We start from the raw sequence: 25,500 nt of genomic DNA, 5'->3' as shown, positions 1-25,500 counted from the left end.
GAAATTCCCGACATGGTAGAGCTCGCCGCCCTCGAAAATGATGACAGGTCATCTGACCGTCACAATTCGCAACCGCGGCGGCCCATGCCGCCGCGAGATCAGAAGCGGGTGTTCCGGGTGACCGACCAGCGCGCGGACAGCGCCCCCAGCAGGGCCACCCCGACCACGAAGGCCGCCAGCCATTCCCACTGCGGCAGGCGCAGCGCGAACTCGGTCCCGTAGCTGCGGGCCAGGTCGGCCAGCGCGGCGTTCAGCGGATCCAGCACCACCGCCACCAGCCCGATGGCGGCCAGCGCCGCCACGCCGCAGCTGATGGCCCCCAGGTACAGGAAGGGCCGCCGCACGAAGGACTCGGTGGCGCCCACCAGCCGCGCGACGCCGATTTCCTCGCGCTGCGACAGGGCCTGCATGCGCACGGTGTTGAAGACCGCCGCCAGCACGGCCACCGCCACCACCAGGGCCAGGAACAGCAGGCTGGCGCGGGCGAACCGCAGGATGGCCTCCAGCCGCTGCACCCAGGCGCTGTCCACCTGCACCATGTCAACCTTGGCCCAGGTCTTCCACAGGGCGGCGAGCTTGGCCGACCGCTGGGCCAGGTCCTCGCCTTCCAGCGTGACCACGATGGCGTCGGGCAGGGGGTTGTCGGGCAGCACCGCCAGGGCCTGGGCATAGGCCGGATTGGCCTTGAGCTCGGACAGCGCGCGGTCGCGGCTGATCACCCGCAGGGCCTGGATCTCGCTGGCGTGGTCGCGCCGGATCCGGTCGGCCACCGCGCCGGTCTCGGCCGGGGTGGCGCTGACCTGCATGAAGACGGTCATCTCGGGATCGGCCGTCAGGTGGTTGGCCACCGGCCGCAGCGACATCAGCGCCGCCGCGCCCAGCAAGGGGATGGCCAGCGCCAGCGTGATGACGAGGATGTTGGCGATGGACGAGAACGGCTGCGACAGCAGCCGGCGCAGGGTCACGCCCAGCGCGTAGCGATGTTGGCGGATCAGGGGGCTCATGCGTGGACCTCCCCGCCCAGGCGCGGCGTGCGCTTGCCGCCGTCGGTGACCCGGCCTTCCTTGACCAGCAGCACGCGCGTGGCGTAGTCGGTGATCAGGCTTTCGTCGTGCGTGGCCAGAATGGTGGTCACCCCCACGCGGTTGAAGTCGCGGAAGACCTCGACGATGCGGCGGGCGCTCTCGCGGTCCAGATTGGCGGTGGGTTCGTCGGCGATCAACAGGCCGGGACGGTTGACGATGGCCCGCGCGATGGCCAGCCGCTGCTGGTCGCCGCCGGACAGCTCCTGCGGCCGCAGGCCGTCCTTGCCGGACAGGCCGACCCGCTCGATGGCGGCATGCGCCCGCTTGGCGGCGGCCGAGCGCGAATGGCCGGTCACGGTCAGGGGCAGCATCACGTTCTCGAAGGCGCTGCGGTCGCTCAGCAGGTGCACGTCCTGCAGGATGGTGCCGATGGCGCGCCGCAGGTAGGGGCGGAACCGGCCCGGCAGCTTGCCGACGTTCTTCCCGTTGACCAGGACCGTGCCCCGGTTGGGGACGTCCAGCCCCGCGATGAGTTTCAACAGGGTCGACTTGCCGGCCCCGGACGGCCCGGAGACGAAGACGAATTCGCCCTGGGCGATGCCGAAGGTCACATCGGCCAGCGTGTCGATGCCCCGGCCATAGGATTTGTAGACTTGCTGGAATTCGATCATGAGGTCGAAATAGTAACCTGGGCCGTCCGGAGACGACAGGCCCGAGGTTTTCATCATACCGAACACATGCTACGGTACGTTTCCCCAGGGAGGCCGTGGCCGGCGATGCTTTATAGTCCAGGGCCCCCCGCGCAAGGAGCCCGCCATGAAAGCATTGAAATCCTTCCTCGCCGCCGCCCTGATGCTGGGCGCCGCGCATGCTGCCCACGCCGGCCCCACGCTGGACGCCGTCAAGAAGAAAGGCTTCGTGCAGTGCGGCGTCTCGACCGGCGTGGCCGGCTTCAGCAACCCCGACAGCAAGGGCAACTGGACCGGCATCGACGTGGACCTGTGCAAGGCCGTCGCGGCCGCGCTGTTCGGCGACGCCACCAAGTTCAAGCTGACCCCGCTCAATACCCAGCAGCGCTTCACCGCGCTGCAATCGGGCGAGGTCGACGTCCTGCCGCGCAACACCTCCATCACCCTGCAGCGCGACGCCGCGCTGGGGCTGACCGGCGTGGGCGTGAACTTCTACGACGGCCAGGGCATCCTGGTATCGAAGAAACTGGGCGTCAAGAGCGCGAAGGAACTCAACCAGGCGGCCATCTGCCTGCAACCCGGCACCACCACCGAGCTGAACCTGGCCGACTGGTTCCGCGCCAACAGGATGACCTTCAAGCCCGTGGTCATCGACAAGTTCGACGAACTGGTCCGCGCCTTCGCCGCGGGCCGCTGCGACGCCTACACCACCGACATCTCGGCGCTGAACGTGATCCGTACCACCAAGCTGTCCAACCCGGACGACTACGTCGTGCTGCCCGAGATGATCTCGAAAGAGCCGCTGGGGCCCATGGTGCGCCGGGGCGACGAACAATGGGCGGCCATCGTCCGGTGGACGCTGAACGCGATGATCGAGGCCGAGGAATACGGCATCACGTCCAGGAACGTCGACGAAATGGCCAAGAGCGCCAATCCCAACGTGCAGCGCATCCTGGGGGTGACGCCCGGCGCCGGCAAGAACCTGGGCGTGGACGAGAAGTGGGCCTACAACATCGTCAAGCAGGTCGGCAACTACGGCGAGAGCTTCGAGCGCAACCTGGGCCAGGGCAGCCCCCTGAAGATGCAGCGCGGCGCCAACGCCCTCTGGACCAAGGGCGGCTTGATGTACGCGCTGCCCATCCGCTGACGCGCGCATGTCCCGGTTGAGCTGGAGCAATCCCTCCGTCCGCTCGGCGGTGTACCAGGCGGTGGCCCTGGCCGCCGTCGCCGGGCTGGCCTGGTTCCTGGTCTCGAACACGCTGGCCAACCTGGCCGCCCGCAACATCTCGTCGGGCTTCGGCTTCCTGGGACGCGAGGCGGGCTTCGCCATAGGCGAGGCCCCCATCCGCTACGACCCCCAGGACACCTACGCGCGGGCCATCCTGGTGGGCCTGCTGAACACGCTGCGCGTGGCGGCGGCCGGCATCGTGCTGGCGACGATCCTGGGTACGGTGGTGGGCATCGCGCGCCTGTCGCGCAACTGGCTGGTGGCGCGGCTGGCTTCGGTGTACGTCGAACTGATGCGCAACACGCCGCTGCTGCTGCAGCTCTTTCTCTGGTATGCGCTGATCACCGAGACCCTGCCCCCGGCCCGCCAGGCGCTGGAGCTCCTGCCCGGCGTATTCCTGTCCAACCGCGGCATCAAGCTGCCGCTGCCCGCCGACCACCCGGGCTTCGACCTGGCCGCGGCGGGCTTCGCCCTGGCGGTCGTGCTGGCGCTGGCACTGGCGCACTGGATGCGGCGGCGCCAGCAGCACAGCGGGGACGTGCGACCCATCGCCCACTGGGTCGTCGCGCTGCTGGTCGGCCTGCCGCTGGCGGGCTGGCTGGCGGGCGGCGCGCCCGTGCAGTTGGACGTACCCCACCTGCAAGGATTCGGCTTCATCGGCGGCGCCACCCTTACCCCCGAGTTCACGGCCCTGCTGTTCGGGCTGGTGATCTATACGGCGGCGTTCATCGCCGAGGTCGTGCGCGCGGGCATCCAGTCCGTGAACCGCGGCCAGTGGGAAGCCGCCGAATCCCTGGGACTGCGGCGCGGCAAGGTCCTGCGGCTGGTCGTGCTGCCCCAGGCGCTGCGCGTCATCATCCCGCCCGTCACCAGCCAGTACCTGAACCTGACCAAGAACAGCTCGCTGGCCGTCGCCATCGGCTACCCGGACATCGTCTCCATCGCCAACACGACGCTGAACCAGACCGGCCAGGCCATCGAGGGCGTGCTGATCATCATGGCGGCGTACCTCGCGGTCAGTTTGACGATCTCGGTATTGATGAACCTCTATAACCGCCGTATGGCATTGGTAGAACGCTAATGGAGGCGGCGTCCCTCATCGACGATGACTCTGCTCCAGGGCGCCGCGGATCCGGCTCCGCCGGTCCGCCAGCGCCGCCCCCTGGGGCGCGCGCGAAGCGCGTAGGGGGGGGTCTCTTCTCGTCTCCGTTGAACGTCGTACTGACGCTGCTGGTGGCGTGGCTGCTGCTGATGATCGTCCCCGCGCTGGTGGAATGGGGGCTGGTACGCGCGACCTTCGTCGCCTCGTCGGCGCAGGAATGCCGCGAGGCCGGCGGCGCGTGCTGGGCCTTCATCGCCGAAAAGCACCGGCTGATCCTGTTCGGCCTGTACCCCTATGACGAACAATGGCGCCCGCTGCTGGCCAGCGCGCTGCTGATCGGCGCGGTCGTGGCCAGTTGCCTGCGCCGCTTCTGGAACCGCTGGCTGGCGCTGGTCTGGGTCGTCGCGCTGACTGCCACCGGCATCCTGATGTGGGGCGGCGTGCTGGGCCTGCAATATGTCGAAAACACGCTATGGGGCGGCCTGCCGCTGACGCTGATCCTGGCGACCTTCGGCATGGGCCTGGCCTTTCCTCTGGGCGTGCTGCTGGCGCTGGGGCGCCGCTCGCGCCTGCCCGCCATCAAGGCCCTGTGCGTGGTCTACATCGAGCTGATACGCGGCGTGCCGCTGATCAGCCTGCTGTTCATGTCCTCGGTCATGCTGCCGCTGTTCCTGCCCGAAGGCATGAGCATAGACAAGCTGCTGCGCGCGCAGATCGCCATCATCCTGTTCGCCGCCGCCTACCTGGCCGAACTGGTGCGCGGCGGCCTGCAGGCCATCCCCAGGGGCCAGTACGAAGGCGCGGACTCGATCGGCCTGGGCTACTGGCAGCAGATGCGCCTGATCATCCTGCCGCAGGCGCTCAAGACCATCATCGCGCCGCTGGTCAGCATGTTCATCCTGGTGTTCAAGGACACCTCGCTGGTGGTGATCATCGGCATCTTCGACCTCACCCAGTCGGCCAAGGCCTCGCTGGCCGATGCCGCCTGGCCGGGCTTCTCGGTCGAGGCCTACCTGTTCATCGCCGCCATCTACTTCGTATTCTGCTTCGCGATGTCGCGCTACAGCCAATCGCTGGAGAAGCGCCTGCGCACGGACCGGGAACGATGAACCCGCCACCGGACCGGACGCAAGCCCCCGACAGGAAACCCGCCATGTCTTCATCCACGCAGCCGATCATCCAGATGGAAGGCGTCAGCAAATGGTTCGGCAAGTACCAGGTGCTGCGCGACATCGACCTGGCCGTGCAACGCGGCGAACGCATCGTCATCTGCGGCCCCTCCGGCTCCGGCAAATCGACGCTGATCCGTTGCATCAACCGCCTGGAGGAACACCAGCAGGGCCGCATCGCCGTGGGCGGCATCGAACTGACCGGCGACCTGAAGGACATCGAGGCGATCCGGCGGGAAGTCGGCATGGTATTCCAGCACTTCAACCTGTTCCCCCACCTGACCGTCCTGCAGAACCTGACGCTGGGCCCGATCTGGGTGCTCAAGCAGCCCAAGGCGCAGGCCGAAGCGGCCGCCATGCAGTACCTGGAGCGCGTGCGCATCCCGGAGCAGGCGCACAAGTATCCCGGACAGCTCTCGGGAGGGCAGCAGCAGCGGGTGGCCATCGCGCGGTCGCTATGCATGTCGCCCAGGATCATCCTGTTCGACGAGCCGACCTCGGCGCTCGATCCGGAGATGGTCAAGGAAGTGCTAGACGTGATGACCTCGCTGGCCGAGACCGGCATCACCATGCTGTGCGTGACGCACGAGATGGGCTTCGCCCGGCAGGTGGCGGACCGCGTGATCTTCATGGACCAGGGCCAGATCGTCGAACAGAACACGCCCGAGGCCTTCTTCTCGAACCCGCGCAACGAACGCACCCGCCTGTTCCTGAGCCAGATCCTGCACTGAACCGGCCCGGCGGCGGCGCCATGAGCCCGAAATGCCCGATTATTACGATTGAGCAAGCCTGTCGGGGATAGGCATCCCGAGGCATTAAAATCCGGAACTCATGGACCTCAAACTTTTCGAAGACCTCATCGCGCTCGCCCGGACGCAGAGCTTCGTGCGCGCCGCCGAAATGCGGCATGTCACCCACCCCGCCTTCGGCCGCCGCATCCGCGCACTGGAAGTCTGGGCCGGCTCGCCGCTGGTGGAGCGCAATCGCACGCCGGTCCAGCTCACCCCCGAGGGCGAGGTCATGCTCAAGACCGCCGAACGCACGGTCGAAAGCGTCGCCAACGCCCGCTCGCAAATCCAGCGCCACGGCACCAACCAGGGCATGAGCCTGCGCATAGGCACGGGCCGCACGCTGGCCCGCACCCTGGTGGCCGACTGGCTGGCCCGCATCACACACATGCCGCGCAGCCCGCTGCGCGGCAAGGCGCAGATCGACATCATCACCGGCGCCACGTCCGACCTTGCCGGCATGCTGGAACAAAGCAAGGTCGACATGCTGTGCTGCTACGAACACCGGGCGCTGTCGGTGCCGCTGAACGGCCACCGCTATCGGCACCTGACGCTGTCCACGGAAAAGCTGGTGCCGGTCAGCGTGGCCGATGCGCAGGGCAAGCCGCGCTACAGCCTGATCGGCGCCAGCCAGGCCACGCCGCTGATCGCCTACGGCATCGGCCTGTCCATGGAACGGCTGCTGAGCGAGCATTTCGAGCGCAATCCGCTGGCCGGCATGAACGTGTTCCTGCGCTGCGACTCGGCCGACGCCGTCTACGAATTCGTCAAGAAGGGCCTGGGCGTCGCGTGGCTGCCCTGGTCCATGGTGGCCGCCGACTGCCAGCGCCGCAACATGGTGGTTCTGGGCGGCCGCAGCGACGAAGTGCCGTTCGAGGTCCGGCTGTACCGCCCCCGCGCCCGCCAGGCCGATGTCGTCGAGGCGGTCTGGGCGGCCACGGAATTCGCGCGCTGATCCGCGCCGCGGGAAGCCCGGGCGGCTTCCCGCACCACCCTGGGGCGTCAAGCGTTTCGTATATCCGCCACTTTCCGCCCCCTCCTGGGGCAAACCTTGGCGCGGAGCCGAATCCGCACGCACATGTGCCTGATTCGCACCTTTGTGCCCATGCCGTGCGCAAGGATGGCGGCACGATAACTGCTCTGTACGGGGCCCCACCATGAACCAGCCTACCCTTACCCGCCGCGCGCTCACGCTGGCACTGGCCGCCTGTGCCGCCGGCGCGGCCGTCCCGGCCCACGCGCAGGGCGACTACCCCGCCCGCCCCATCACCCTGGTGGTGGGCTACCCTGCCGGCGGCAGCACCGACCTGACCGCCCGCCTGTTCGGCGAAGCGCTGTCCAAGCGCATCGGCGAACGCGTCATCGTCGAGAACGTGGGCGGCGCCGGCGGCGCGATCGGCGCCCAGCGCGTGGCCAAGGCCCGGCCCGACGGCTATACGCTGCTGCTGGGCGCCTCCAACGAGATGGCCATCGCCAGCCTCATCAACAAGGCGGTCAAGTACGACGGCCTGAAGGACTTCACGCCCATCGGCATGATCAGCACCCAGCCCATGGTGCTGGTGGCCTCGGCCAACTCCCCCGTCAAGAACATCTCCGACTTCCTGGCCCAGGCCCGCGCCAATCCCGGCAAGTTCAGCTTCGGCACCTCGGGCGTCGGCACCGCGCTGCACCTGTCCGCCGAAAGCGTGAAGGAAGCGGGCGGCCTGCAACTCGTGCACGTGCCCTATCGCGGCGTCGCGCCGCTGGCCAGCGACATCATGGGCGGCCAGTTGCAGTTCGGCGTGTTCGTGCTGTCGAGCGCGCTGGCCAACATCCGCGCCGGCAAGCTGGTGCCCATCGGCCTGATGCAGGCCACGCGCGCGCCGCTCGCTCCCGAGATCCCCACCTTCGCCGAAGCCGGCCTGAAGGACGTCAACATGGACATCTGGTTCGGCCTGTACGGCCCCGCCAACGTGCCCGAGCCCGTGGCCGCCAAACTGCGCGCCGCGCTGGACGACGTCCTGAAGATGCCGGAGTTCCGCAGCAAGATGCAGGAATCGGGATCGACGGTGGCCGCGCCGGGCGTCGACCTGGCCCAGTTCCAGCGCAAGGAAACCGAGAAGTACAAGCGCATCGTCGAATTCGCCAAGATCGAGGAATGACGATGGCGACTCACGATTTCCTGCTGCCCGTCCCCGACCTGTCGGCCGTCCGTGCCGGCAACACCGGCGTCGAAGGCGTCTGGCACTTCGACTCGGGCACGCCCGGCCGCCATGTGCTGGTCACCTCGCTGGTACACGGCAACGAGCTGTGCGGCGCCTGGGCGGTCAAGACCGCGCTGGAATCCGGCCTGCGGCCCCGGCGCGGCACGCTGACGCTGGCGTTCTGCAATCTGGCCGCGTTCGATACCTTCGATGCCGCCCGCCATGATGCCTCGCGCTACCTGGACGAGGACCTGAACCGGGTCTGGAGCGACGACAAGCTCGCCGCCCCCACCACCCGCGAACGCAAGCGCGCCGCCGCGCTGCTGCCCTGGGTGCGGCAGGCCGACTGGCTACTGGACCTGCACTCCATGCACGAACCGTGCGCGCCGCTGCTGCTGACTGGCATGCAACCGCGCAACCTGGACCTGGCCCGCGAACTGGGCGCGCCGCGCCACGTCATCGTCGACGCCGGCCACAAGGACGGCGTGCGCATGCGCGACTACGGCCGCTTCGGCCAGATGGCCGACAACGGCACGCGCTCGCTGCTGATCGAGTGCGGCTACCATGGCGCGGTCGAAAGCCGGACCGTGGCGCTGGACCAGGTGGCGCGCTTCCTGCGCGCCTCGGGCATCGTCGACGAGCACGACATTCCCGCCGAATGGATGGCCCCCACGCCGGACGCCCAGCAGGCGATCGAGGTCACGCAGCCGGTGGTCGCGCGCAGCATGGATTTCCGGTTCGCCCAGCCCTGGCAGGGACTGGAGGAGCTGGAGCGCGCCGGTACCGTCATCGGCTGGCAGGACGGCGAGCCCGTGACGACGCCGTACGACCATTGCACGCTGGTCATGCCTTCGCTGCGGCAGCTCGTGCCCGGCGTAACCGTGGTCAGGCTGGCGCGGCGGGTCGCCTGAGGTTCCGGGCCCGGTCGTTCCCGGGCCCTTTATGCTAACTATCTAGTCAATAAAAACAAGAAAAATCGACAATCCATCAATTTTTTAGCTGCAATAACCATCTACTCTTCTCAATATATTGACTATTTAGTCAACTAAAACTATCGTGCGGCTGGACGATGGCCGTCGCGCGCCATCGCCCTCCATTCCCTTCCAGAGGAACCCACGATGGCCACCGCACGCCACCCACGACCACCCGAACTCGAGCACGCTTCGCTCGAAGACATCGCGGCCCGCTACGTCGGCCGATTCCGCGACAAGACCCCCGACTGGGCCGCCTTCGAAGACGCAAAAATCGAAGGCTTCAAGCGCGCCCAGCACCGCTTCATCGGCGCCGGCGGCTCCGGCAAACACGACGACGCCTCCGCCATCCCCGCCCGCGGATTCACCCTGAGCATCATGTACGTCGAGCCCGGACAGGGAAACGCCGCCCACACCCACGAGGTCGAGGAAGTCTTCTTCGTGCTCCAGGGTTTCCTGGACGTCTTCTTCGAAGACGAAGCCGGCAACAAGGCCTGGCGCCGCCTGGCACCCTGGGAATGCGCCGCCTGCCCGCCCGGCGTCATCCACGGCTACGAAAACCGCAGCCTCGAACCCGTCTATTTCCAGGTCATGCTCGGCCGCGCTCAACCCGAACTCATGGGATACGCCAGCGACGACCTCTTCCAGAAGCGCGACGGACACCTCAAATCCATCCCCCGCGGTTGACCCGCCCCGCGCCCATGCCGGGCGTAGCGATGCCCGCACGGCGCCCCATTTGCAGGAGTACACGCTGTGAATCGAATGAAACTGGCATTCGTCTGCGCGACCGTTGCACTGGCGGCCCCGGCCGCCGCCGACACCTATCCCGCCAAGCCCGTTCGGATCGTCGTTACCGCGCCGCCTGGCGCCACCTCCGACATGCTGGCCCGCGTCATGGCCGAACAACTGGGCAAGGCGTTGAAAGTCGCGTTCGTCGTCGAGAACCGTCCAGGCGCCGGCGGCAACATCGCCGGCGAACACGTCGCCAAGTCGTCGCCCGACGGCTACACGCTGCTGCTGGCCTCGGTCAGCTCGCACGCCATCAATCCATCGCTGTACACGAAGATGCCCTACGATCCGGTCAAGGATTTCGCGCCCATCATCGTGCTGGCCTCGAACCCGAACGCGCTCGTGGTCTCTCCAGCCTCCGGCATCAAGTCCGTTGCCGACCTGGTCAAGGCCGCCCGCGCCAAGCCCGGCGAACTCAGCTTCAGCTCCGGCGGCAACGGGACCTCGCAGCACCTGGCGGGCGAACTCTTCAAGTCCATGACCGGCGTGCAGTTGATGCACGTTCCCTATAAAGGCTCGTCGGAAGCGTTGACGGCGGTCATGCGCAACGAGACCACCCTGATGTTCCCCAACATCCCCAACGCGCTCGCACTGGCCAAGAACGGCAACGTCAACCTGCTCGCGGTCACGACCCGCAACCGGCTGTCATGGCTGCCCGACGTTCCCACGCTGAATGAAAGCGGCCTGCCCGGCTTCGAGGCCGTGGCCTGGTTCGGACTGGTCGCGCCCGCCGGCACGCCTCGTTCCGTGGTCGACACCATCAACGCCGAATCGGCCAAGGTGCTGGCGCGGCCGGACGTGCAGCAGCAGCTGATCGGCCAGGGCTTCGACATCATGAGCGGCAGTCCGGAAGCGTTCCAGGCATTCCTGAAGGCCGAGATCGAGAAGTGGCGCGTGGTCGTCAAGCAGTCCGGCGCGACCGTCAACTAGCCGGAGGGACGGGACATCCCCCACGGCACGCGCCGCGGGGGATGGGCCGCGCTACAGCGGCCGGATGCCGATGAAGCGCAACTGCGACAGCTCGTCTATCGCGTAGCGCACGCCTTCGCGGCCGAAGCCCGACTGCTTGGCGCCGCCGAAGGGGTACATGTCCAGCCGGAAGCGGCTGGCCTCGTTGATCCACAGGGATCCCACCTCGAAGCCGTCGGCGAACAGGAAGGCATTGCCCAGGCCGCGGGTGAACACGGCCCCCTGCAGGCCGAACGGCGAATCGTTCGCCAGCTCCAGCGCCTCGTGCGCATCGGCGGCGCGCTGCACGACGGCCAGCGGACCGAAGGCCTCGTCCGCCCAGATGGGGCTGTCGGCGGGCGCATCGACCAGGATGCCGGGGCTGACGCGGCAGCCGTCCTGCTTCGGCTCCAGGGCATATCGGGCACCCCGCTCCACCGACCGGCGCGCCATGGCCATGACGCGATCGGCGGCCGCGCGCGAAACCATGGGGCCGACGTCGGTAGTCTCGTCATCCGCGCCGCCGACGCGCAAGGCGCGGGCCGCCTCCACGAACAGCGGCAGGAAGGCGTCGTATGCCGGCGCCTCCACGATCACCCGCTGCGCGGACACGCACTGCTGGCCGCTCGCCTCGAAGGCCGCGGCGGCGATGCGGCGGGCGGCATCGGCCAGGTCCGCGTCGGCCAACACCACGTTGGCGGCGTTCGAGCCCAGTTCCGCCACGAACTTCTTGGCGCCGGCCGCGCGCGCCAGCGCGTCGCCGGCCGCCGTGCCGCCCGTGAACGTCACGACCCGGACCCGCGCGTCCCGCACGAGGGCCTGCGCCGGGGACCGGTCGCCACACACCACGTTGAACAGGCCCGGCGCCAGCCCGGCCTCCACGAACAGCGCGGCAACGGCCAACGCGGCGCGCGTGCCGGCCGGATGCGGCTTGACCACGACGGCGTTGCCCGCCGCCAGGGCCGGCGCCACCTTCTGCACCAGCAGGTTGACCGGCGCATTGAACGGGGTGATCGCGGCCACGACACCGTACGGCACGCGCCGTACCAGGCCATGCCGCCCCACGCCCGCCGCGACGGCGTCCACCGGCAGCATCTCGCCGGTCAGGGTCTGGAGCTGCACCGCGCAGGCCCGAAGGAACTGGACGCCGCGAACGACCTCCACGCGCGCCACCCGGACAGGCTTGCCGACGTCGCTGACCAGCAGGTCCGCCACGGCGTCCACCCGCGTCTCCAGCAGATCGGCGGCCTTGTTCAGCAAGGCCGCCCGCTCCACCACCGGCGCCGCCGCGTGGCGGCGGAACGCGGCCAGGGCGGAGGCGACCGCCTGCGCGCACAGTTCGTCGGAGGCCTCGGCCAGGTGGATGCGGCGGTCGGCGTACTGGGGCGATTCCAGCGTGATCGTCGTCCCGGGGCCGGGCACGGACTGGCCATCGATGAAGCTGTGCAGGATATCCAAGGCAGGCTCGCTCGCAAGATCAGGAAAGAAGAGGTCGGACTTCATTCTACGTTTTGTTTGACTATTTAGTCAATTTAAAGAAAAAAGAACGGAAATCCCGGAGCCGCGCGGCCGGCCGGCGCGAGGGACGCGATTCCCGCTGCATGTACACTTGCACGGCCCCCTAGCATCCAGGCCCTCATGTCCGCCATGACTCCAAAAAAAGCAGACACCACCGTTCCCGAGACACCCCGGCGCCGAACCGGCGGCCCGCGCGAAAGCGCCGCCCGCACCCGCCTGTCCATCATCGAGGCCTCCATCCAGGAGTTCTCGCAGAAGGGCTTCGAAGGCGCGCGCGTGGACGAGATCGCGCTGCGTGCGGGCGTGAACAAGAACCTGCTCTACCACCATTTCGGCAACAAGGACGGCCTGTTCGTCGCGGTGCTGACCCATACCTACGAGAACATCCGTAGCCGGCAGCAGGACATCCAGCTGCGCACCGTGGATCCCGAGGCGGGCATGCGCCGCCTGGTCATCTCCACCGGCAAGATCTGGGTCCAGTTCCCCGAGTTCCAGCGCCTGCTGATGAGCGAGAACCTGGCCGGCGGCAGGCACGTCGCCAGCGACGCGGCCATCTCGGACCTGTACAACCCGCTGCTGGACACGATCGAACAACTGCTGGCCCGCGGCCGCGAGGCGGGCGTCTTCCGCGACGACATCGACCCCATCGATCTCTATATCTCCGTGACGTCGCTGACCGCCCACTACGTCAACAACCAGCACACCTTCGAGGCCATCTTCCGGCAGAAACTGATGACGCCGCAGCGGGTCCGGCAGCGCCTGGAACACGCCGCGGACATGGTGATCCGGTACCTGAAGAAGGATTGAACGGCGTTGCGCCGGAGCGGATTTCCGGCGCTTAACATTGACCATTTAGTCAATTTACCCTATCGTGTGGTCGTACGATGGCCGTCGCGCGCCATCGCCCTCCATTCCCTTCCAGAGGAACCCACGATGGCCACCGCACGCCACCCACGACCACCCGAACTCGAGCACGCTTCGCTCGAAGACATCGCCGCCCGCTACGTCGGCCGATTCCGCGACAAGACCCCCGACTGGGCCGCCTTCGAAGACGCAAAAATCGAAGGCTTCAAGCGCGCCCAGCACCGCTTCATCGGCGCCGGCGGCTCCGGCAAGCACGACGACGCCTCCGCCATCCCCGCCCGCGGATTCACCCTGAGCATCATGTACGTCGAGCCCGGACAGGGAAACGCCGCCCACACCCACGAGGTCGAGGAAGTCTTCTTCGTGCTCCAGGGTTTCCTGGACGTCTTCTTCGAAGACGAAGCCGGCAACAAGGCCTGGCGCCGCCTGGCGCCCTGGGAATGCGCCGCCTGCCCGCCCGGCGTCATCCACGGCTACGAAAACCGCAGCCTCGAACCCGTCTATTTCCAGGTCATGCTCGGCCGCGCTCAACCCGAACTCATGGGATACGCCAGCGACGACCTCTTCCAGAAACGCGACGGACACCTCAAATCCATCCCCCGCGCCTGAGCACGCATCCAAGGAGAATGAACGATGCAATTGGTTGGCGAACAACTGGTGCCGGCAGACCAGCGGACGACGTGGGAAGCGCTGAACGATCCCGAGGTGCTGCGGCAGTGCATCCCGGGCTGCGATGCCATCACCGAGGACGGCGAGCATGCCTACCGGGTCGACATGAGCGTGCGCATCGGCCCCGTCAGCGCGAAGTTCAAAGGCAGGCTGCGGCTGCTGGACATCCAGGCCCCGACCGCCTATAGCCTGGAATTCGAGGGCCAGGGCGGGGCTGCCGGATTCGGCAAGGGCACGGCCGCCGTCCGGCTCGAACCCGAGGCCGGCGCCACCCGGCTGAGCTACACCGTCGATGCCGCGATCGGCGGCAAGCTGGCGCAGGTGGGCGCGCGATTGATCGAGGCCGCGGCACGCAAACTGTCGGACGACTTCTTCGGCAAGTTCAATGCGCTCATGCAGCCCGGCGCCGGCGACACGGCGGCGGCCGAGCCCGCCGGCGACGCCGTACCGCGCTGGAAGCGGCTGTTCAGGAAAGAAGGCGCACCGTCGTAGGCAAGAGGAAAAGCGCCGGGGCGCGGCCTTCCCGCCACGGCGCGCCGCGGATCACTCCGCCTTGATGCCGGCCGTCCTGGCCGCCGCGCCATAGCTCGCCACGTCCCGCTTGATCAGGTCGGCCGACTGCGCCGAATCCAGGAAGAACACATCCAGCCCCGCGCCCAGCAGCTTGGCTCGGGTCTCCGGCGATTCCAGCGCCTGCCTGACGTCGCTTTCGATCCTGGCCACGACGTCCTTGGGCGTGCCCGCGGGCGCGGCCAGACCGTAGTAGTTCTCTACCGAGAAGTTCTTCAGCGCGGGAATGCCGGACTCGGCCACCGTGGGGATGTCCTTGGCCGACTCCGACCGCTTCGCCGACGTGACCGCGATGGGCACCAGCTTGCCGCTCTTGATGAAAGGCAGCACCGTGGGCATGGTCGCCACGACGGTGTCGACGTGCCCCGCGACCGCATCCACCACGGCCGGGCTGCAACCCCGATGCGGCACGTGCACGGCCTTGGTGTGGGTCTCGACCTTGATCAGCTCCATCGCGAAGTGGTGGGCCGTGGCCGCGCCGCAGGTCAGGTAGTTCATCTCGCCCTTTTCCCGCTCCATCTTCGCCAGCAGCTCCGGCATGGTCTTGACCTTGGCCTTGGGATTGACGGCGATCACGATGGCCGAGGACGTCATCATGCCCGCGAAGGCGAAGTCCTTGGTGATGTCGAACTCGGTCTCGGTATAAAGCACGCGGTTGATCGCGTGCGTGTTGCTGACCAGCAGCAGGGTGTGGCCGTCCGGCGCGGAACGATGGACGTTCAGCGCGCCGATATTGCCACCCGCGCCGATCACGTTCTCGACCACCACGGCGTGGGGTTTCCATTTCTCCGCGAGCTTCTCGGCCATGATGCGCGCGGTCTGGTCCGCCGCGCCCCCGGGCGTGAAGCCGACCACGATGCGCACCGCCTTGGTCGGAAACCGCGTTTCGGCGTGGCCCTGCTGCATAGCCGCCATGAATAGCGCCGCAACGACGCCTGCGCACACGCGCACCTTGTTCAAGCTGGACATTGTTCAACCCCTTCCCAGGAAGTAAGAACTGCTTGGATCGATGAATTTGCCGGCGGGATGCCGGCGGTATGGCAAGGCGTCAGCCCGCCGCCTGCTCGTGCGCGGCGATCTGCCGGACGAGCTCGACCGGCTCCACGGGCACCCGTGATACCCGGATCCTGAAATCCGCCAACGCGTCGTCGATGGCCGAGGCGATGGCCGAGGTGACGGGTATCGTCCCGGCCTCGCCCACGCCCTTCACGCCCAGCGGATTGCTGGGCGCCGGAGACTCGGTGAACGAGATCTCCAGCGGCGGCACTTCGGTGGCGGTCGTCAGCAGGTAGTCCGCGAAAGTCGTGCTGATGGGCTGGGCCTGATCGTCGTAGCGCATGCACTCGAACAAGGCGTTGCCGATGCCGTGCACGATGCCGCCGTGGATCTGGCCCTCGGCGGTCATGGGATTGATCAGCGTGCCGCTGTCGTGGGTCGCGACATAGCGCAGGATGCGCACCTCGCCCGTCACGATGTCCACCTCGACCTCGCAGGCGTGAAAGCCGTGCGCATAGGCCATGTCGGTGGGCTCCCAATGGATGGTGGCTTCCAGGCCCGCGCCCACCCCGGGCGGCAGGTCGTAGCCGGGTATGCCTCGCAGCAGGCGGGCGATCTCGCTGTAAGTCACCGCTCGGCCGGGATCGTCGGTCGCGCAGACCGTACCGTCGCGCAGGCGAACCGCCGACTCGTCCGTCTTCAGCATGATGGCGCCGACCTTGCGCAGCTTGGCCGCCACCGCCACCGCGGCGTAGTGCACGGACGAACCGGCGGTCACGGTCTGCCGGCTGGCGAAACCGCCCACCCCCATCGACGTATGAGCGGTGTCGCCGGAAATCACCTGCACCGATTCGACCGGCACGCACAGCTGTTCGGCCGCGATCTGTGCCATGGCGGTGTTCAGGCCCTGTCCCATCGCCATCGCGCCGGTGGCCACGGTGACGTGTCCGTTCGACGACACGCGCACGCTGCCGGACTCGAAGGGCCCGCGTCCCGTCCCCTTGACCGCGTGGGCGAAGCCCAGGCCGATGTAGCGCCCGTCGCGCCGCGCCGCCTGGCGCCGCGCCTCGAAGCCGGCATAGCCGATCTGCTCCAGCACGCGGCGCTGCGCATCCAGGTAGTCGCCGCTGTCGAGCACGATGGGCCGGCCCGACCGGGCAGTCAGCGGCTTGACGTAGGGCATCTTCTCCGCCAGCACCAGATTGCGCGCGCGCACCGTGGCGCGGTCCTCGCCCAGCTCGAAGGCGATCCGGTCCAGCAGGCGCTCCATGACGAAGGTACCTTGCGGATACCCCGCCCCACGCACCGGGATCACGTAGATCTTGTTGGTCTGCACCACCGTGACCCGCATCTCGTACGCGGGAATGGCGTAGGGGCCGGTCACCGCCGTGCTGGAGTTGTAGGCGCAGTTCACGCCCTGGGGCGTATAGGCGCCCTGGTCGTGCAGCATGGTCCCGCGTATGCCCCGGACCACGCCCCGCTCGTCGCAGGCCACCTCGACCTCCCAGAGCTGGTCGCGTTCCTGGATGGCTCCCAGGAAGTGTTCCATGCGGTCCTCGATCCACTTGACGGCGCGCTTGTGGTGCCAGGCAACGGCGGCCACCGCCAGTTCCTCGGGATAGACCACGAACTTGCAGCCGAAGCCGCCGCCCACGTCGGGCGCCACCACCCGGACCAGCGAGTCCGGCAGGCCCAGCGCCTTGGCGATGGTGAAAGCCAGTTCGTGCGGCATCTGGGTCGAGGCCCAGATCATCAGCGCGCCCTGGTGCTTGTCGTACTGCGCCACCATGCCCCGGCACTCCATGGGATGGGCGCCGCCGCGATGCTGCGAGATCGTTTCGCGGAAAACGTGCGGCGCATCCTGGAACGCCGCATCGCATTCGCCGTAGCCGACGCGGAATTCCCGCAGCACGTTGCCGGGCGCTTCGCGCCGCACCCTGGGTGCGTCGGGTTCGAGCGCGGCCTGCACGTCGGAGACGGCGGGCAGCGGATCGTAGTCCACCATCACCAGCGCCGCGCCGTCCTCCGCGATGTAGCGGGAAGTCGCCAGCACCATCGCCACCGCCTCGCCCACGAAGCAAACTTCGTCGGGACACAGCACATAAGGCGTGATGTCGGGCGGCAGGTCGCTGGTCGGCCAGCCCAGCGGCATGCGCAGGGCCTCGACGTAGGTCGCCATCTCGCGCGCGTCGATGACCGCGACCACGCCCGGGATTTCCAGCGCCGCCGAGCCGTCCACGCTGCGAATCAATGCATGGGCGTAGGGACTGCGAACGAAGGCGACATGCAGGGCGTCGGGCAGGTCGATATCGGCCACGTAGCGGCCCGCGCCCGTCAGCAGGCGGACGTCCTCGGCGCGCAGCGCGCGCCTGCCGATCTGGGAGGCCGGGACCCGGTCACGCGCGTTCATGGGCGGCCCTCCGCTTTTCCAGGGTATGCATGGCCGCGGCCACGATGTTCTGGTATCCGGTACAGCGGCAGATGTGGCCGGACAAGGCCAGCCTGATGTCGTCCTCGGTCGCCTCGGGCATGTCGCGCAGCAGTTCGGTCAGGGTCATCAGGATGCCCGGGGTACAGAAGCCGCACTGCAATCCATGCAGCTCCCGGAATGCCTGCTGCAGATCGTTGAGTTCGCCATCGCCGGCCAGCGATTCGACCGTATGGATCTCGTAGCGCTGCGCCTGCGCCGCCAGCATCAGGCAGCTGCGCGCGGTGGCCCCGTCCACGTGCACCGTGCAGGCGCCGCAGACGCCGTGCTCACAACCCAGGTGGGTGCCGGTCAGCCCCAGGTCGTTGCGCAGGCAATCGCCCAGCGTCGTGCGCGGTTCGACGCTGACCGCATGCGGGGTGCCGTTGACGCACAGGAATATCTTCGCCAGCTCGCCGACTTCGAGTTTCTTCATGATGTGTGTTCCTGGGAAAGAACGGCGGCGCGTTCGAGCGCCTTGAGCAGCGCGCGTTCGAGCAGGCGCTGGGCTAGCCGTTGTCGGTACCACGCGGGATAGGTCGGATCGCCGACCGCCTCGCACCGGGCGGCCTGCGCGCAGGCCTCGCGCACCACCTCCTGGGTGGGGGCATTTCCCTGGAGCACGCGCTCGGCCGCCTCGACGCGGAACGGCACCGACGCAACCCCCCCCAGGGTCAGCGAACAACGTTCGACCGCGCCGCCCGCATCCAGCAGGACCAGCGCGGCGGCCGACACGATGGCGAAATCGCCGTGCCTGCGTCCGTACTCCACGAACGCATGGCCGGCGCGCGCGGGCCAGGGCGTGAAGCGGACGGCAGCCAGGATTTCGTCGGGTTCCAGACACGAAGTCATCAGGTCCACGGCGAACTCCCGCATGGACACCATCCGTTCGCCGCGCACGCTGCGCAGGGAAAGCCGCGCGTCCATGGCGATCGCGACCGTGGGCTGTTCAGCGGAAGGATCCAGATGGCAGATGCTGCCGCCCAGGGTGCCACGGTTGCGCGTCTGCCGGTGCCCCACGTTCAGGATGGCTTCCTTGAGCAAGGGCAGGCGCTCGGAGACCAGGGGCGAGAACTCGATGTCGCGCTGGCGGGTCATCGCGCCGACGACGATGTCGCCGCCGTCCTCGCGCAGGCCCGCCAGCTCGGCGATGCCGTTCAGATCGATGACATCGTCGGGAAAGGCCAGCCGCAGGTTGAGCATGGGCATCAGGGACTGGCCGCCCGCGATCACGCGGGCATTGTCGCGGCTCGCCAGCAGCTCCAGCGCCTCGGGCAGCGACTCCGGCAGATGCAGGGAAAAGGGAGACGGTTTCATGGCGCCCCGCCTCAGATCCGGGTCAGGTCGAGCGTGGAGGGCCAGAACAGCTCTTCCGGCGCGACCTTGCGCGCCGACAGGCCCTGCTCGTGGTGATAGCGCACGAACGTCTCCAGCACGTGGCGATTGGCCTCGAACCCATAGCTCCAGTAGTCGTCGCCCATGTCGCGCCTGGCCTGTTCATAGGCCGCGACGCCCCAGGGCAGGCTGTGATAGAGGTGGCCGATCTGCCCCATCTCGGCGAAGGCCAGATCCTTGGCACGGGTGAACGCCTTGAGCACGTTGACCGCCAGCCACGGATGCCGCTCTGCCAGTTCCTTGCGGATGCCGATGGCATGCATGGTCGGAAAGATGCGCGTGCGCCGGAAGTAGTCCGCCTCGACACCGGGATAGTCCGGAAACATGCGGGCGACGTCCGGTTCGCCTCGCAGGAAACAGGACGGCGCCCGTGCGCTGATGACGGCATCCAGTTCGCCATCGGCCAGCATGCCGCTCAGCGTCTTGTCGCCGGCGATCTGCTCCAGCTCGATGCCCGGCGGCAGCTTGATCGGCGCGCGCTCCTCGCGCCCCGCCTGCTCGACGCCGCCGCGCCGCCACCGCACGGAAGCCGGGTCCAGGCCATAGTCATCCTGCAGGATGCCGCGTATCCACACGTTGGCCGTGATCTGGTACTCGGGCAGCCCCACCTTCTTGCCCGCCAGGTCCGACGGCGACCGGATGTCCCGGTCGGTGCGGATGTAGATGCCGGAGTGGCGGAACAGCCGCGAGACGAAGGCGGGAATCGCGACGTACGCGTTCTGGCCGCGGGACGTCATCATCGTATGGCTGCTGAGCGAGATCTCGCAGATGTCGAACTCCGCGTATTTGAAGGCGCGGTGGAACGATTCCTCGGGCTCGAGCTGCGAGGTGACCAGGTCCACGCCTTCGATACCGGCCCGGCCGTCCATCAGCGCGGACGTCCGGTCATAGTTCGCACAACTCATGCTCAATTGCAGGCTTTTCATAGGATGACGTCGAGATCATGGATGCGCGGCAACGAGGAACGATGAGTGCCTGCGCGGATTGATAATTGACTAAACGGTCAACATCTTATATCCGACATAAAGGTATATCAACGGATTTTTTTGGGCCAAGCTGACTATATAGTCAATACACCATGCCCCAAACAGGGGCACGGTCAATCCGCCCGCGCCTGCGCCATCACCCAGTCGCGAAAGTCGCGGACGTGGGCATCGTTCTGCAGGCGCTCGGGATAGACCAGGTAGAAAGCCGAGTCCAGCACGAGCCGGCCCGCGAAGGGCGCGACCAGCCGGCCGGCGGCCAGGTCCTCGGCCACCAGCGCGTACTGCCCCATCGCGACGCCCATGCCTTGCAGCGCCGCCTGGTAGGCCAGCGTGACGTTCTCGAAGGTCAGCCCGTGCGCCGGATCGACCCCCTCCACGCCATGGGCGTCCAGCCACCGTCCCCAGTAGTCGGGCCGGGCCGACGATTGCAACAAGGTATGGCGCGCCAGATCCGCGGGCTCGCGCAAGGGCACGGGACCGGCAAGCAAGGCCGGACTGCACACCGGCAGCAGTTCGATGTCCACCAGCCGGTGGGCGATCACGCCGGGCCAGTCGCCATGGCCGATGCAGATGGCGACGTCGGCATCGCTCAGATTGTCCAGTTGCTTGAGAGAGGTGGTGAATACGGCATCGCGGTCCGGGTGCCGCGCATGGAACTCGGCCATGCGCGGCAGCAGCCAGCGCATGGCGAACGTCATCTGGCACCACACGTGCAGCGGCTTGTCCCGGTTGCGGCTCAGGGCCTTGGTGGTTGCCTGCGAGATCCGCTCGAAGGCCCCGCTCAGGTCGTCGCGGTACTCCCTGCCCGCCGGCGTCAGGCGCACCTCGCCGCTGGCGCGCTCGAACAGGCGCATGCCCAGGAATTCTTCCAGCACGCGGATCTGCCGGCTGACCGCGCCCGTCGTTACATGCAGTTCGCGGGCGGTCTGCGTGAAACTCAGGGTGTGGGACGCGGACTCGAACACCCGCAGGGGGTTCAGGGGCGGCAGCTTCATCCGGAACGGTGTTGATGAAAAGTAAACCGGATTGACTATATATCGATTGCCTGCCGGCGCCCAGGCCCGCACGATTCAAGTCTGACGAACCGGAGGCATTCCCGCATGAAAACCATCTTGCTCGCAGGCTTCGGAGCCATGGGGCAGTCGATTTTTGATCAACTGAAGGACGATCCGCGCATCGGCAGGTGGATGGTGCTGGAACGCGCTGAACGGGCCGACGACGCCCGCCGCAAGCTGGGCACGCATGGCCAGGTCGTGCAATCCGTCGACGGCCTGGAAACCCGCCCCGACTTCGCCGTCGAATGCGCCGGCCACGAAGTGCTGGGTACCCTCGTGCCCCGGCTGCTGGAGCAGGGCATCGACACCATCGTCGCCTCGGTGGGCGCGCTGGCGCTGCCCGGCATGGTCGAGCGGCTGGACGCGGCCTGCCAGGCAGGCCAGGCGCAACTGACGCTGGTACCGGGGGCGCTGGCCGGCGTCGACGCGCTGGCCGCCGCGCGCGACAGCGGTCTGGCGTCAGTGCACTACACCGGGCGCAAGCCGCCCGGCAGTTGGCGCGGCACGGCGGCCGCCAGCCTGTGCGATCTGGAGCATCTGGCCGAGGCCACGGTGTTCTTCGAAGGCACCGCGCGCGAGGCGGCCGCGACCTTCCCGCAGAACGCCAACGTCGCCGCCATGGTCGGGCTGGCCGGCATGGGACTGGACCAGACCCGGGTCCGCCTGATCGCCGACCCCGCCGCCGGCGGCAACACGCACACCATTTCGGCGCGCGGCGCCTTCGGCAGGATGGAAGTCATGGTCGAGGCCGCGGCCTTCGCCGCCAACCCCAAGACCTCGGCGCTGGCCGGCATGTCCATCGTGCGCGCCGTGCGCAACCGCCTGAACGCCATCGTGATCTGAACCCCATTGTGCAGGCCGGCGCCCGGCGCGGCACCACCGACATTATTGCAAGGACCCTTCATGCTCAAGAAACTCATCCCCTGCCTGGCCGCGCTGGGCACCGTCGCCGGCCCCGCGCTGGCCGCCGCGCCCTTCCCGGCCGGACCCATCACGATCGTCGTGCCGAATGCGGCCGGCGGCCTGGCCGACAACATTGCACGCCCGCTGGCCGACGCCCTGGGCCATGAATTGAGACAGCCGGTCATCGTCGAGAACAAGGGCGGCGCCGGCGGTGTCGTGGGCACGGGCATGGTTGCGCGCGCCAAGCCCGACGGCTATACGCTGCTGCTCACGCTGTCGTCCATATCGGGGCTGCCCGAGGCCGACCGCCTGCTGGGCCGCAAGCCCGCCTTTCAATTGGACCAGTTCGTGCCCATTGCACGCATCACCGCCGACCCCAACCTGCTGGTGGTCCGGGCCGACGCGCCGTGGAAGTCGGTGGCCGAACTGGTCGCGGATGCCAAGAAGCACCCGCAGGCGCTGAACTACGGGTCGTCCGGCGTGTACGGCGCCATGCACATTCCCATGGAAATGCTGAAGGCCGCATCCGGTGCTCCCATCACCCACGTGCCGTTCTCGGGCGGCGGCCCGGCCCTGGTGTCGCTGCTGGCCGGGCAGATCCAGCTGGCGGCCAGCGGGCCCGCCAACGCCAGCACCTTCGTCAAGTCAGGCAAGATGCGGCCGCTCGCCCATTGGGGCACCAAGCCGCTGGCCTCGATGCCCGATGTCCCCAGCCTGAAGTCGCTGGGCTACGATGTCGAGTTCACCCAATGGTCGGCCCTGGTCGCCCCTGCCGCCACCCCCAGGCCCGTCATCGACGCGCTGCGCGAGGCCGTCCGCAAAGTCACCGCGCAAGCGGAGCTGCGGCAGGTTTTCGTCAACCTGGGCAGTCCCCTCGACTATATGGACGCGCCCGAATTCGCGCCCTACTGGAAGGCCGACGCCGAACGCGTGCAGGCTGCCGTTCGCCGCATCGGCAAGGTGGATTGACATGCCGAATCCTCCCGCAATCCCGCCGTCCCTGCGCCAGGCCATGGCGGAACTCGGTCCGCGCTGGGGCACCAGCGTGCAGGCCCACGTCCGCCAGATGGTGCTGGGATTCTCCGAGGTCCTGCGCGACGCCCCGAAACTGGCCACGGTCACGCGCGACATTCCCTATGGCGGCGATCCGCGCCAGTGCCTGGACGTCTTCCAGCCGCTGGGCCCGGCGGCCGCGCGCCGGCCGGTGCTGATGTTCGTGCACGGGGGCGCCTTCGTCGAAGGCGAGAAAGACCGCACGGCAGAGATCTACAGCAACGTGCTGTGGTACTTCGCCCGGCACGGCATCATCGGGGTCAACGTCGAATTCCGCCTGGCGCCCGCCCATCCCTATCCCAGCGGCACGCAGGACATCGCCGCCGCGGTGGCCTGGGTGCGCGCCCACGCCGACGAGCTGGGCGCCGACCCCGGCCGCATCTTCCTGATGGGACATTCGGCCGGGGGCACGCATGCGGCGCACTACGCCTACGATGCCCGCTTCCACCCGCTCGAAGGACACGGCCTGGCCGGCCTGGTGGTGGTGTCCGGCCGCGTGCGTGCCGAGAACTCGGCGGAGAACCCCAACGCCAGCCGGGTGGAGGCCTACTACGGCACCTCGCCCGCCACGATGGAGGACGGTTCGCCGGTCAACCACGTCACGGCGCAGGCGCTGCCCACCATGATCGCCGTCGCCGAGTACGAGAACCCGCTGATCGACGTGCACTGCGTGGAGCTGCTGGCCGCACTGACCCGCGTCCGGCGCCGCGCGCCGCGCTTCGTCTGGATGGCGGGCCACAACCATACGTCGATCGTGGCGCACTTCAACACCGCCGAGGACGACCTGGGCCGGCAGATCCTGGCGTTCATGGAGCGGCCGTCCTAGCAGGCCGCCCCGCCCGGAATCAATTGCCCAGCAACGCCCCGGCGAACTCGTCCGCCACGAAGGGCTGCAGGTCGTCGATCCCCTCGCCCACGCCTATCCAGTACACCGGCACCGGCCGCACGCCTTGCGCGCCGGCCGCCACCGCGGCCAGGATGCCGCCCTTGGCGGTGCCGTCCAGCTTGGTCACGATCAGGCCGGTCAGGCCCAGGGCCTGGTCGAAGGCCTTGATCTGCGCCAGCGCGTTCTGCCCCGTGTTGCCGTCTATCACCAGCAGCACCTCGTGCGGGGCCGAGGCGTCGGCCTTGGCGATCACGCGCTTGATCTTCTTGACCTCTTCCATCAAGTGCAGCTGCGTGGGCAGGCGGCCGGCGGTATCGACCATCACCACGCCCATGCCGCGCGCCTGGCCGGACTTGACCGCGTCGAAGGCGACGGCGGCCGGATCCCCGCCTTCCTGGGCGATGACCGTGACGTCGTTGCGGCGGCCCCACTCCACCAGTTGCTCGCGCGCGGCGGCGCGGAAGGTATCGCCCGCGGCCAGCAGCACGCGGCGGTCCTGCTGCTGGAAGGTGCGCGCCAGCTTGCCGATGGAGGTGGTCTTGCCGGCCCCGTTCACGCCCGCGATCATGGTCACGATGGGCGCGGGACGGTCCAGGTCGAAGCGGCGCTCCAGCGGCCGCAGGTGCTCGGCCAGCAGCTCGCGCAGGACCTGGCGCACGCGGTCGCCATCCTCGATGCGTTCCTGGCGCACGCGCTCGCGCAGCCCCTTGAGCAGCGACTGCGCCGCATCCACGCCGGTATCGGCCATGATCAGGGCGGTTTCCAGTTCCTCGAACAGGTCCTCGTCGACCTTCACGCCGACGAACAGCGTGGTCAGGCTCTGGCCGGTACGCGACAGGCCGGTCTTCAGGCGCGCCAGCCACGACGACTTGGCGGGCGCGGCCGCCTGGGGAGCCGGGGCCGGGGCCGGGGCCGGAGCGGGAACGGGTACCGGCTGGACCGGGGCGGATGCCTGGACGGGCGCCACCGGCGCGGCGGGTGCCACTACCTCGGATGGCGCTACCTCGGGAGCGGCTGGCTCCTGGGCAATGGGCTCCTGGGCCGGCGGCGGGGCGGAGGAACGGTCCGGCGCGGGAACGGGCGCGGCGGCCGGTTCCTGGGCACGGTCCTGCCCGGGGGAAGGCGGAGGGGTCTTCTTCTTGAAGAAACTGAACATGGAAACCTGTCTGCTGTAACGGCCCGCGCCATCATCGGAACGACGGGCGGCGGCCCACCCGGCGGACACGCGGCCGCCGGCATATAGAAT

The 25,500-nt window shown here is 68.2% G+C and carries 25 protein-coding genes; 15 read left to right on the top strand and 10 right to left on the bottom strand.

Features of this window, described 5'->3' with window-relative positions; translation table 11 throughout:
- Positions 1-98: 98 nt before the first annotated feature.
- Both EV675_RS07295 and EV675_RS07290 read right to left on the bottom strand, forming a co-directional pair.
- Positions 99-1,004 (bottom strand): cell division protein FtsX, encoded by a 906-nt coding sequence (locus tag EV675_RS07295; protein WP_130356645.1) that lies wholly within the window; start codon positions 1,002-1,004, stop codon positions 99-101.
- Positions 1,001-1,696, bottom strand: a complete 696-nt coding sequence (locus tag EV675_RS07290) for a cell division ATP-binding protein FtsE (protein WP_130357942.1) — start codon at positions 1,694-1,696, stop codon at positions 1,001-1,003. Before EV675_RS07290 ends, EV675_RS07295 begins: the two co-directional genes overlap by 4 nt.
- Positions 1,697-1,841: 145 nt before the next feature.
- Between EV675_RS07290 and EV675_RS07285 the strand changes: the two genes are divergently transcribed.
- The 9 genes from EV675_RS07285 (at position 1,842) to EV675_RS07245 (ending at position 10,874) form a co-directional block, all read left to right on the top strand.
- Complete coding sequence (locus EV675_RS07285; protein ID WP_130356644.1) at positions 1,842-2,861, top strand: amino acid ABC transporter substrate-binding protein; 1,020 nt, start codon at positions 1,842-1,844, stop codon at positions 2,859-2,861.
- Between the two features lie 7 nt (positions 2,862-2,868).
- Positions 2,869-4,023, top strand: a complete 1,155-nt coding sequence (locus EV675_RS07280) for an amino acid ABC transporter permease (protein ID WP_130356643.1) — start codon at positions 2,869-2,871, stop codon at positions 4,021-4,023.
- Between the two features lie 17 nt (positions 4,024-4,040).
- Positions 4,041-5,153, top strand: coding sequence for an amino acid ABC transporter permease (locus tag EV675_RS07275; protein ID WP_423213218.1), 1,113 nt, complete (start codon positions 4,041-4,043; stop codon positions 5,151-5,153).
- 44 nt (positions 5,154-5,197) lie between these two features.
- On the top strand, positions 5,198-5,944 hold the full coding sequence (locus EV675_RS07270) for an amino acid ABC transporter ATP-binding protein (protein WP_130356641.1): 747 nt from the start codon (positions 5,198-5,200) through the stop codon (positions 5,942-5,944).
- Positions 5,945-6,044: 100 nt separating this feature from the next.
- A complete protein-coding gene (locus tag EV675_RS07265) occupies positions 6,045-6,956 on the top strand; it encodes a LysR family transcriptional regulator (protein ID WP_124687505.1) in 912 nt (303 codons plus the stop codon).
- Between the two features lie 202 nt (positions 6,957-7,158).
- A complete protein-coding gene (locus EV675_RS07260; protein WP_130356640.1) occupies positions 7,159-8,142 on the top strand; it encodes a Bug family tripartite tricarboxylate transporter substrate binding protein in 984 nt (327 codons plus the stop codon).
- Between the two features lie 2 nt (positions 8,143-8,144).
- Positions 8,145-9,095 carry a M14 family metallopeptidase gene (locus EV675_RS07255; RefSeq protein ID WP_130356639.1) on the top strand — a complete coding sequence of 317 codons (951 nt, stop codon included), beginning with the start codon at positions 8,145-8,147 and terminating at the stop codon, positions 9,093-9,095.
- 207 nt (positions 9,096-9,302) lie between these two features.
- Positions 9,303-9,842, top strand: coding sequence for a cupin domain-containing protein (locus tag EV675_RS07250; protein ID WP_130356638.1), 540 nt, complete (start codon positions 9,303-9,305; stop codon positions 9,840-9,842).
- Between the two features lie 75 nt (positions 9,843-9,917).
- Positions 9,918-10,874, top strand: coding sequence for a tripartite tricarboxylate transporter substrate binding protein (locus EV675_RS07245; RefSeq protein WP_130357941.1), 957 nt, complete (start codon positions 9,918-9,920; stop codon positions 10,872-10,874).
- Between the two features lie 51 nt (positions 10,875-10,925).
- Here the strand turns inward: EV675_RS07245 and EV675_RS07240 are convergent, their stop codons facing one another.
- A complete protein-coding gene (locus EV675_RS07240; RefSeq protein WP_165404480.1) occupies positions 10,926-12,350 on the bottom strand; it encodes an aldehyde dehydrogenase family protein in 1,425 nt (474 codons plus the stop codon).
- A gap of 180 nt (positions 12,351-12,530) precedes the next feature.
- Here EV675_RS07240 and EV675_RS07235 point away from each other — a divergent pair, with 180 nt between their 5' ends.
- From EV675_RS07235 to EV675_RS07225, 3 genes are all read left to right on the top strand, one after another.
- A complete protein-coding gene (locus EV675_RS07235; protein ID WP_130356636.1) occupies positions 12,531-13,217 on the top strand; it encodes a TetR/AcrR family transcriptional regulator in 687 nt (228 codons plus the stop codon).
- Positions 13,218-13,343: 126 nt separating this feature from the next.
- Complete coding sequence (locus EV675_RS07230) at positions 13,344-13,883, top strand: cupin domain-containing protein (protein ID WP_130356635.1); 540 nt, start codon at positions 13,344-13,346, stop codon at positions 13,881-13,883.
- A gap of 24 nt (positions 13,884-13,907) precedes the next feature.
- Positions 13,908-14,435, top strand: coding sequence for an SRPBCC family protein (locus tag EV675_RS07225; protein ID WP_130356634.1), 528 nt, complete (start codon positions 13,908-13,910; stop codon positions 14,433-14,435).
- A gap of 51 nt (positions 14,436-14,486) precedes the next feature.
- Here the strand turns inward: EV675_RS07225 and EV675_RS07220 are convergent, their stop codons facing one another.
- From EV675_RS07220 to gcvA, 6 genes are all read right to left on the bottom strand, one after another.
- Positions 14,487-15,482, bottom strand: a complete 996-nt coding sequence (locus tag EV675_RS07220) for a Bug family tripartite tricarboxylate transporter substrate binding protein (protein WP_130356633.1) — start codon at positions 15,480-15,482, stop codon at positions 14,487-14,489.
- A gap of 79 nt (positions 15,483-15,561) precedes the next feature.
- Positions 15,562-17,919, bottom strand: a complete 2,358-nt coding sequence (locus tag EV675_RS07215; RefSeq protein ID WP_130356632.1) for a xanthine dehydrogenase family protein molybdopterin-binding subunit — start codon at positions 17,917-17,919, stop codon at positions 15,562-15,564.
- Complete coding sequence (locus tag EV675_RS07210) at positions 17,906-18,412, bottom strand: (2Fe-2S)-binding protein (RefSeq protein ID WP_130356631.1); 507 nt, start codon at positions 18,410-18,412, stop codon at positions 17,906-17,908. Before EV675_RS07210 ends, EV675_RS07215 begins: the two co-directional genes overlap by 14 nt.
- Positions 18,409-19,293 carry an FAD binding domain-containing protein gene (locus tag EV675_RS07205; protein ID WP_130356630.1) on the bottom strand — a complete coding sequence of 295 codons (885 nt, stop codon included), beginning with the start codon at positions 19,291-19,293 and terminating at the stop codon, positions 18,409-18,411. Before EV675_RS07205 ends, EV675_RS07210 begins: the two co-directional genes overlap by 4 nt.
- An 11-nt stretch (positions 19,294-19,304) precedes the next feature.
- Positions 19,305-20,297: a substrate-binding domain-containing protein gene (locus EV675_RS07200; protein WP_130356629.1), complete on the bottom strand. Its 993-nt coding sequence runs from the start codon at positions 20,295-20,297 to the stop codon at positions 19,305-19,307.
- A 173-nt stretch (positions 20,298-20,470) separates the two neighbouring features.
- Positions 20,471-21,352, bottom strand: coding sequence for a transcriptional regulator GcvA (gcvA, locus tag EV675_RS07195; protein ID WP_130356628.1), 882 nt, complete (start codon positions 21,350-21,352; stop codon positions 20,471-20,473).
- 105 nt (positions 21,353-21,457) lie between these two features.
- Here gcvA and EV675_RS07190 point away from each other — a divergent pair, with 105 nt between their 5' ends.
- From EV675_RS07190 to EV675_RS07180, 3 genes are read left to right on the top strand one after another with little or no spacing between them, the layout of a single operon-like run.
- The gene (locus tag EV675_RS07190) at positions 21,458-22,255 is read left to right on the top strand and encodes an aspartate dehydrogenase (protein ID WP_130356627.1); all 798 of its coding nucleotides are present in this window, start codon (positions 21,458-21,460) and stop codon (positions 22,253-22,255) included.
- A 60-nt stretch (positions 22,256-22,315) separates the two neighbouring features.
- The gene (locus EV675_RS07185; protein WP_130356626.1) at positions 22,316-23,284 is read left to right on the top strand and encodes a tripartite tricarboxylate transporter substrate binding protein; all 969 of its coding nucleotides are present in this window, start codon (positions 22,316-22,318) and stop codon (positions 23,282-23,284) included.
- 1 nt (position 23,285) lies between these two features.
- Positions 23,286-24,194: an alpha/beta hydrolase gene (locus EV675_RS07180; protein WP_130356625.1), complete on the top strand. Its 909-nt coding sequence runs from the start codon at positions 23,286-23,288 to the stop codon at positions 24,192-24,194.
- A 19-nt stretch (positions 24,195-24,213) separates the two neighbouring features.
- On the opposite strand, the gene ftsY is transcribed toward EV675_RS07180, so the two are convergent.
- Entirely contained in the window at positions 24,214-25,410 is a 1,197-nt protein-coding gene (gene ftsY / locus EV675_RS07175) for a signal recognition particle-docking protein FtsY (RefSeq protein ID WP_130356624.1), read from the bottom strand.
- Positions 25,411-25,500: the final 90 nt, after the last annotated feature.

This window comes from Pigmentiphaga kullae (assembly GCF_004216695.1).
GTDB classification, from domain to species: Bacteria; Pseudomonadota; Gammaproteobacteria; order Burkholderiales; family Burkholderiaceae_B; genus Pigmentiphaga; species Pigmentiphaga kullae.
This window is presented reverse-complemented; position numbering and strand designations above follow the sequence as displayed.

What these genes read in the sequence shown, in the direction of transcription:
- EV675_RS07295 (WP_130356645.1), bottom strand. Translation starts at nt 1,004, where the DNA reads ATGAGCCCCCTGATCCGCCAACATCGCTACGCGCTGGGCGTGACCCTG.
- EV675_RS07290 (WP_130357942.1), bottom strand. Translation starts at nt 1,696, where the DNA reads ATGATCGAATTCCAGCAAGTCTACAAATCCTATGGCCGGGGCATCGAC.
- EV675_RS07285 (WP_130356644.1), top strand. Translation starts at nt 1,842, where the DNA reads ATGAAAGCATTGAAATCCTTCCTCGCCGCCGCCCTGATGCTGGGCGCC.
- EV675_RS07280 (WP_130356643.1), top strand. Translation starts at nt 2,869, where the DNA reads ATGTCCCGGTTGAGCTGGAGCAATCCCTCCGTCCGCTCGGCGGTGTAC.
- EV675_RS07270 (WP_130356641.1), top strand. Translation starts at nt 5,198, where the DNA reads ATGTCTTCATCCACGCAGCCGATCATCCAGATGGAAGGCGTCAGCAAA.
- EV675_RS07265 (WP_124687505.1), top strand. Translation starts at nt 6,045, where the DNA reads ATGGACCTCAAACTTTTCGAAGACCTCATCGCGCTCGCCCGGACGCAG.
- EV675_RS07260 (WP_130356640.1), top strand. Translation starts at nt 7,159, where the DNA reads ATGAACCAGCCTACCCTTACCCGCCGCGCGCTCACGCTGGCACTGGCC.
- EV675_RS07255 (WP_130356639.1), top strand. Translation starts at nt 8,145, where the DNA reads ATGGCGACTCACGATTTCCTGCTGCCCGTCCCCGACCTGTCGGCCGTC.
- EV675_RS07250 (WP_130356638.1), top strand. Translation starts at nt 9,303, where the DNA reads ATGGCCACCGCACGCCACCCACGACCACCCGAACTCGAGCACGCTTCG.
- EV675_RS07245 (WP_130357941.1), top strand. Translation starts at nt 9,918, where the DNA reads ATGAAACTGGCATTCGTCTGCGCGACCGTTGCACTGGCGGCCCCGGCC.
- EV675_RS07235 (WP_130356636.1), top strand. Translation starts at nt 12,531, where the DNA reads ATGTCCGCCATGACTCCAAAAAAAGCAGACACCACCGTTCCCGAGACA.
- EV675_RS07230 (WP_130356635.1), top strand. Translation starts at nt 13,344, where the DNA reads ATGGCCACCGCACGCCACCCACGACCACCCGAACTCGAGCACGCTTCG.
- EV675_RS07225 (WP_130356634.1), top strand. Translation starts at nt 13,908, where the DNA reads ATGCAATTGGTTGGCGAACAACTGGTGCCGGCAGACCAGCGGACGACG.
- EV675_RS07220 (WP_130356633.1), bottom strand. Translation starts at nt 15,482, where the DNA reads ATGTCCAGCTTGAACAAGGTGCGCGTGTGCGCAGGCGTCGTTGCGGCG.
- EV675_RS07215 (WP_130356632.1), bottom strand. Translation starts at nt 17,919, where the DNA reads ATGAACGCGCGTGACCGGGTCCCGGCCTCCCAGATCGGCAGGCGCGCG.
- EV675_RS07210 (WP_130356631.1), bottom strand. Translation starts at nt 18,412, where the DNA reads ATGAAGAAACTCGAAGTCGGCGAGCTGGCGAAGATATTCCTGTGCGTC.
- EV675_RS07205 (WP_130356630.1), bottom strand. Translation starts at nt 19,293, where the DNA reads ATGAAACCGTCTCCCTTTTCCCTGCATCTGCCGGAGTCGCTGCCCGAG.
- EV675_RS07200 (WP_130356629.1), bottom strand. Translation starts at nt 20,297, where the DNA reads ATGAAAAGCCTGCAATTGAGCATGAGTTGTGCGAACTATGACCGGACG.
- gcvA (WP_130356628.1), bottom strand. Translation starts at nt 21,352, where the DNA reads ATGAAGCTGCCGCCCCTGAACCCCCTGCGGGTGTTCGAGTCCGCGTCC.
- EV675_RS07190 (WP_130356627.1), top strand. Translation starts at nt 21,458, where the DNA reads ATGAAAACCATCTTGCTCGCAGGCTTCGGAGCCATGGGGCAGTCGATT.
- EV675_RS07185 (WP_130356626.1), top strand. Translation starts at nt 22,316, where the DNA reads ATGCTCAAGAAACTCATCCCCTGCCTGGCCGCGCTGGGCACCGTCGCC.
- EV675_RS07180 (WP_130356625.1), top strand. Translation starts at nt 23,286, where the DNA reads ATGCCGAATCCTCCCGCAATCCCGCCGTCCCTGCGCCAGGCCATGGCG.
- ftsY (WP_130356624.1), bottom strand. Translation starts at nt 25,410, where the DNA reads ATGTTCAGTTTCTTCAAGAAGAAGACCCCTCCGCCTTCCCCCGGGCAG.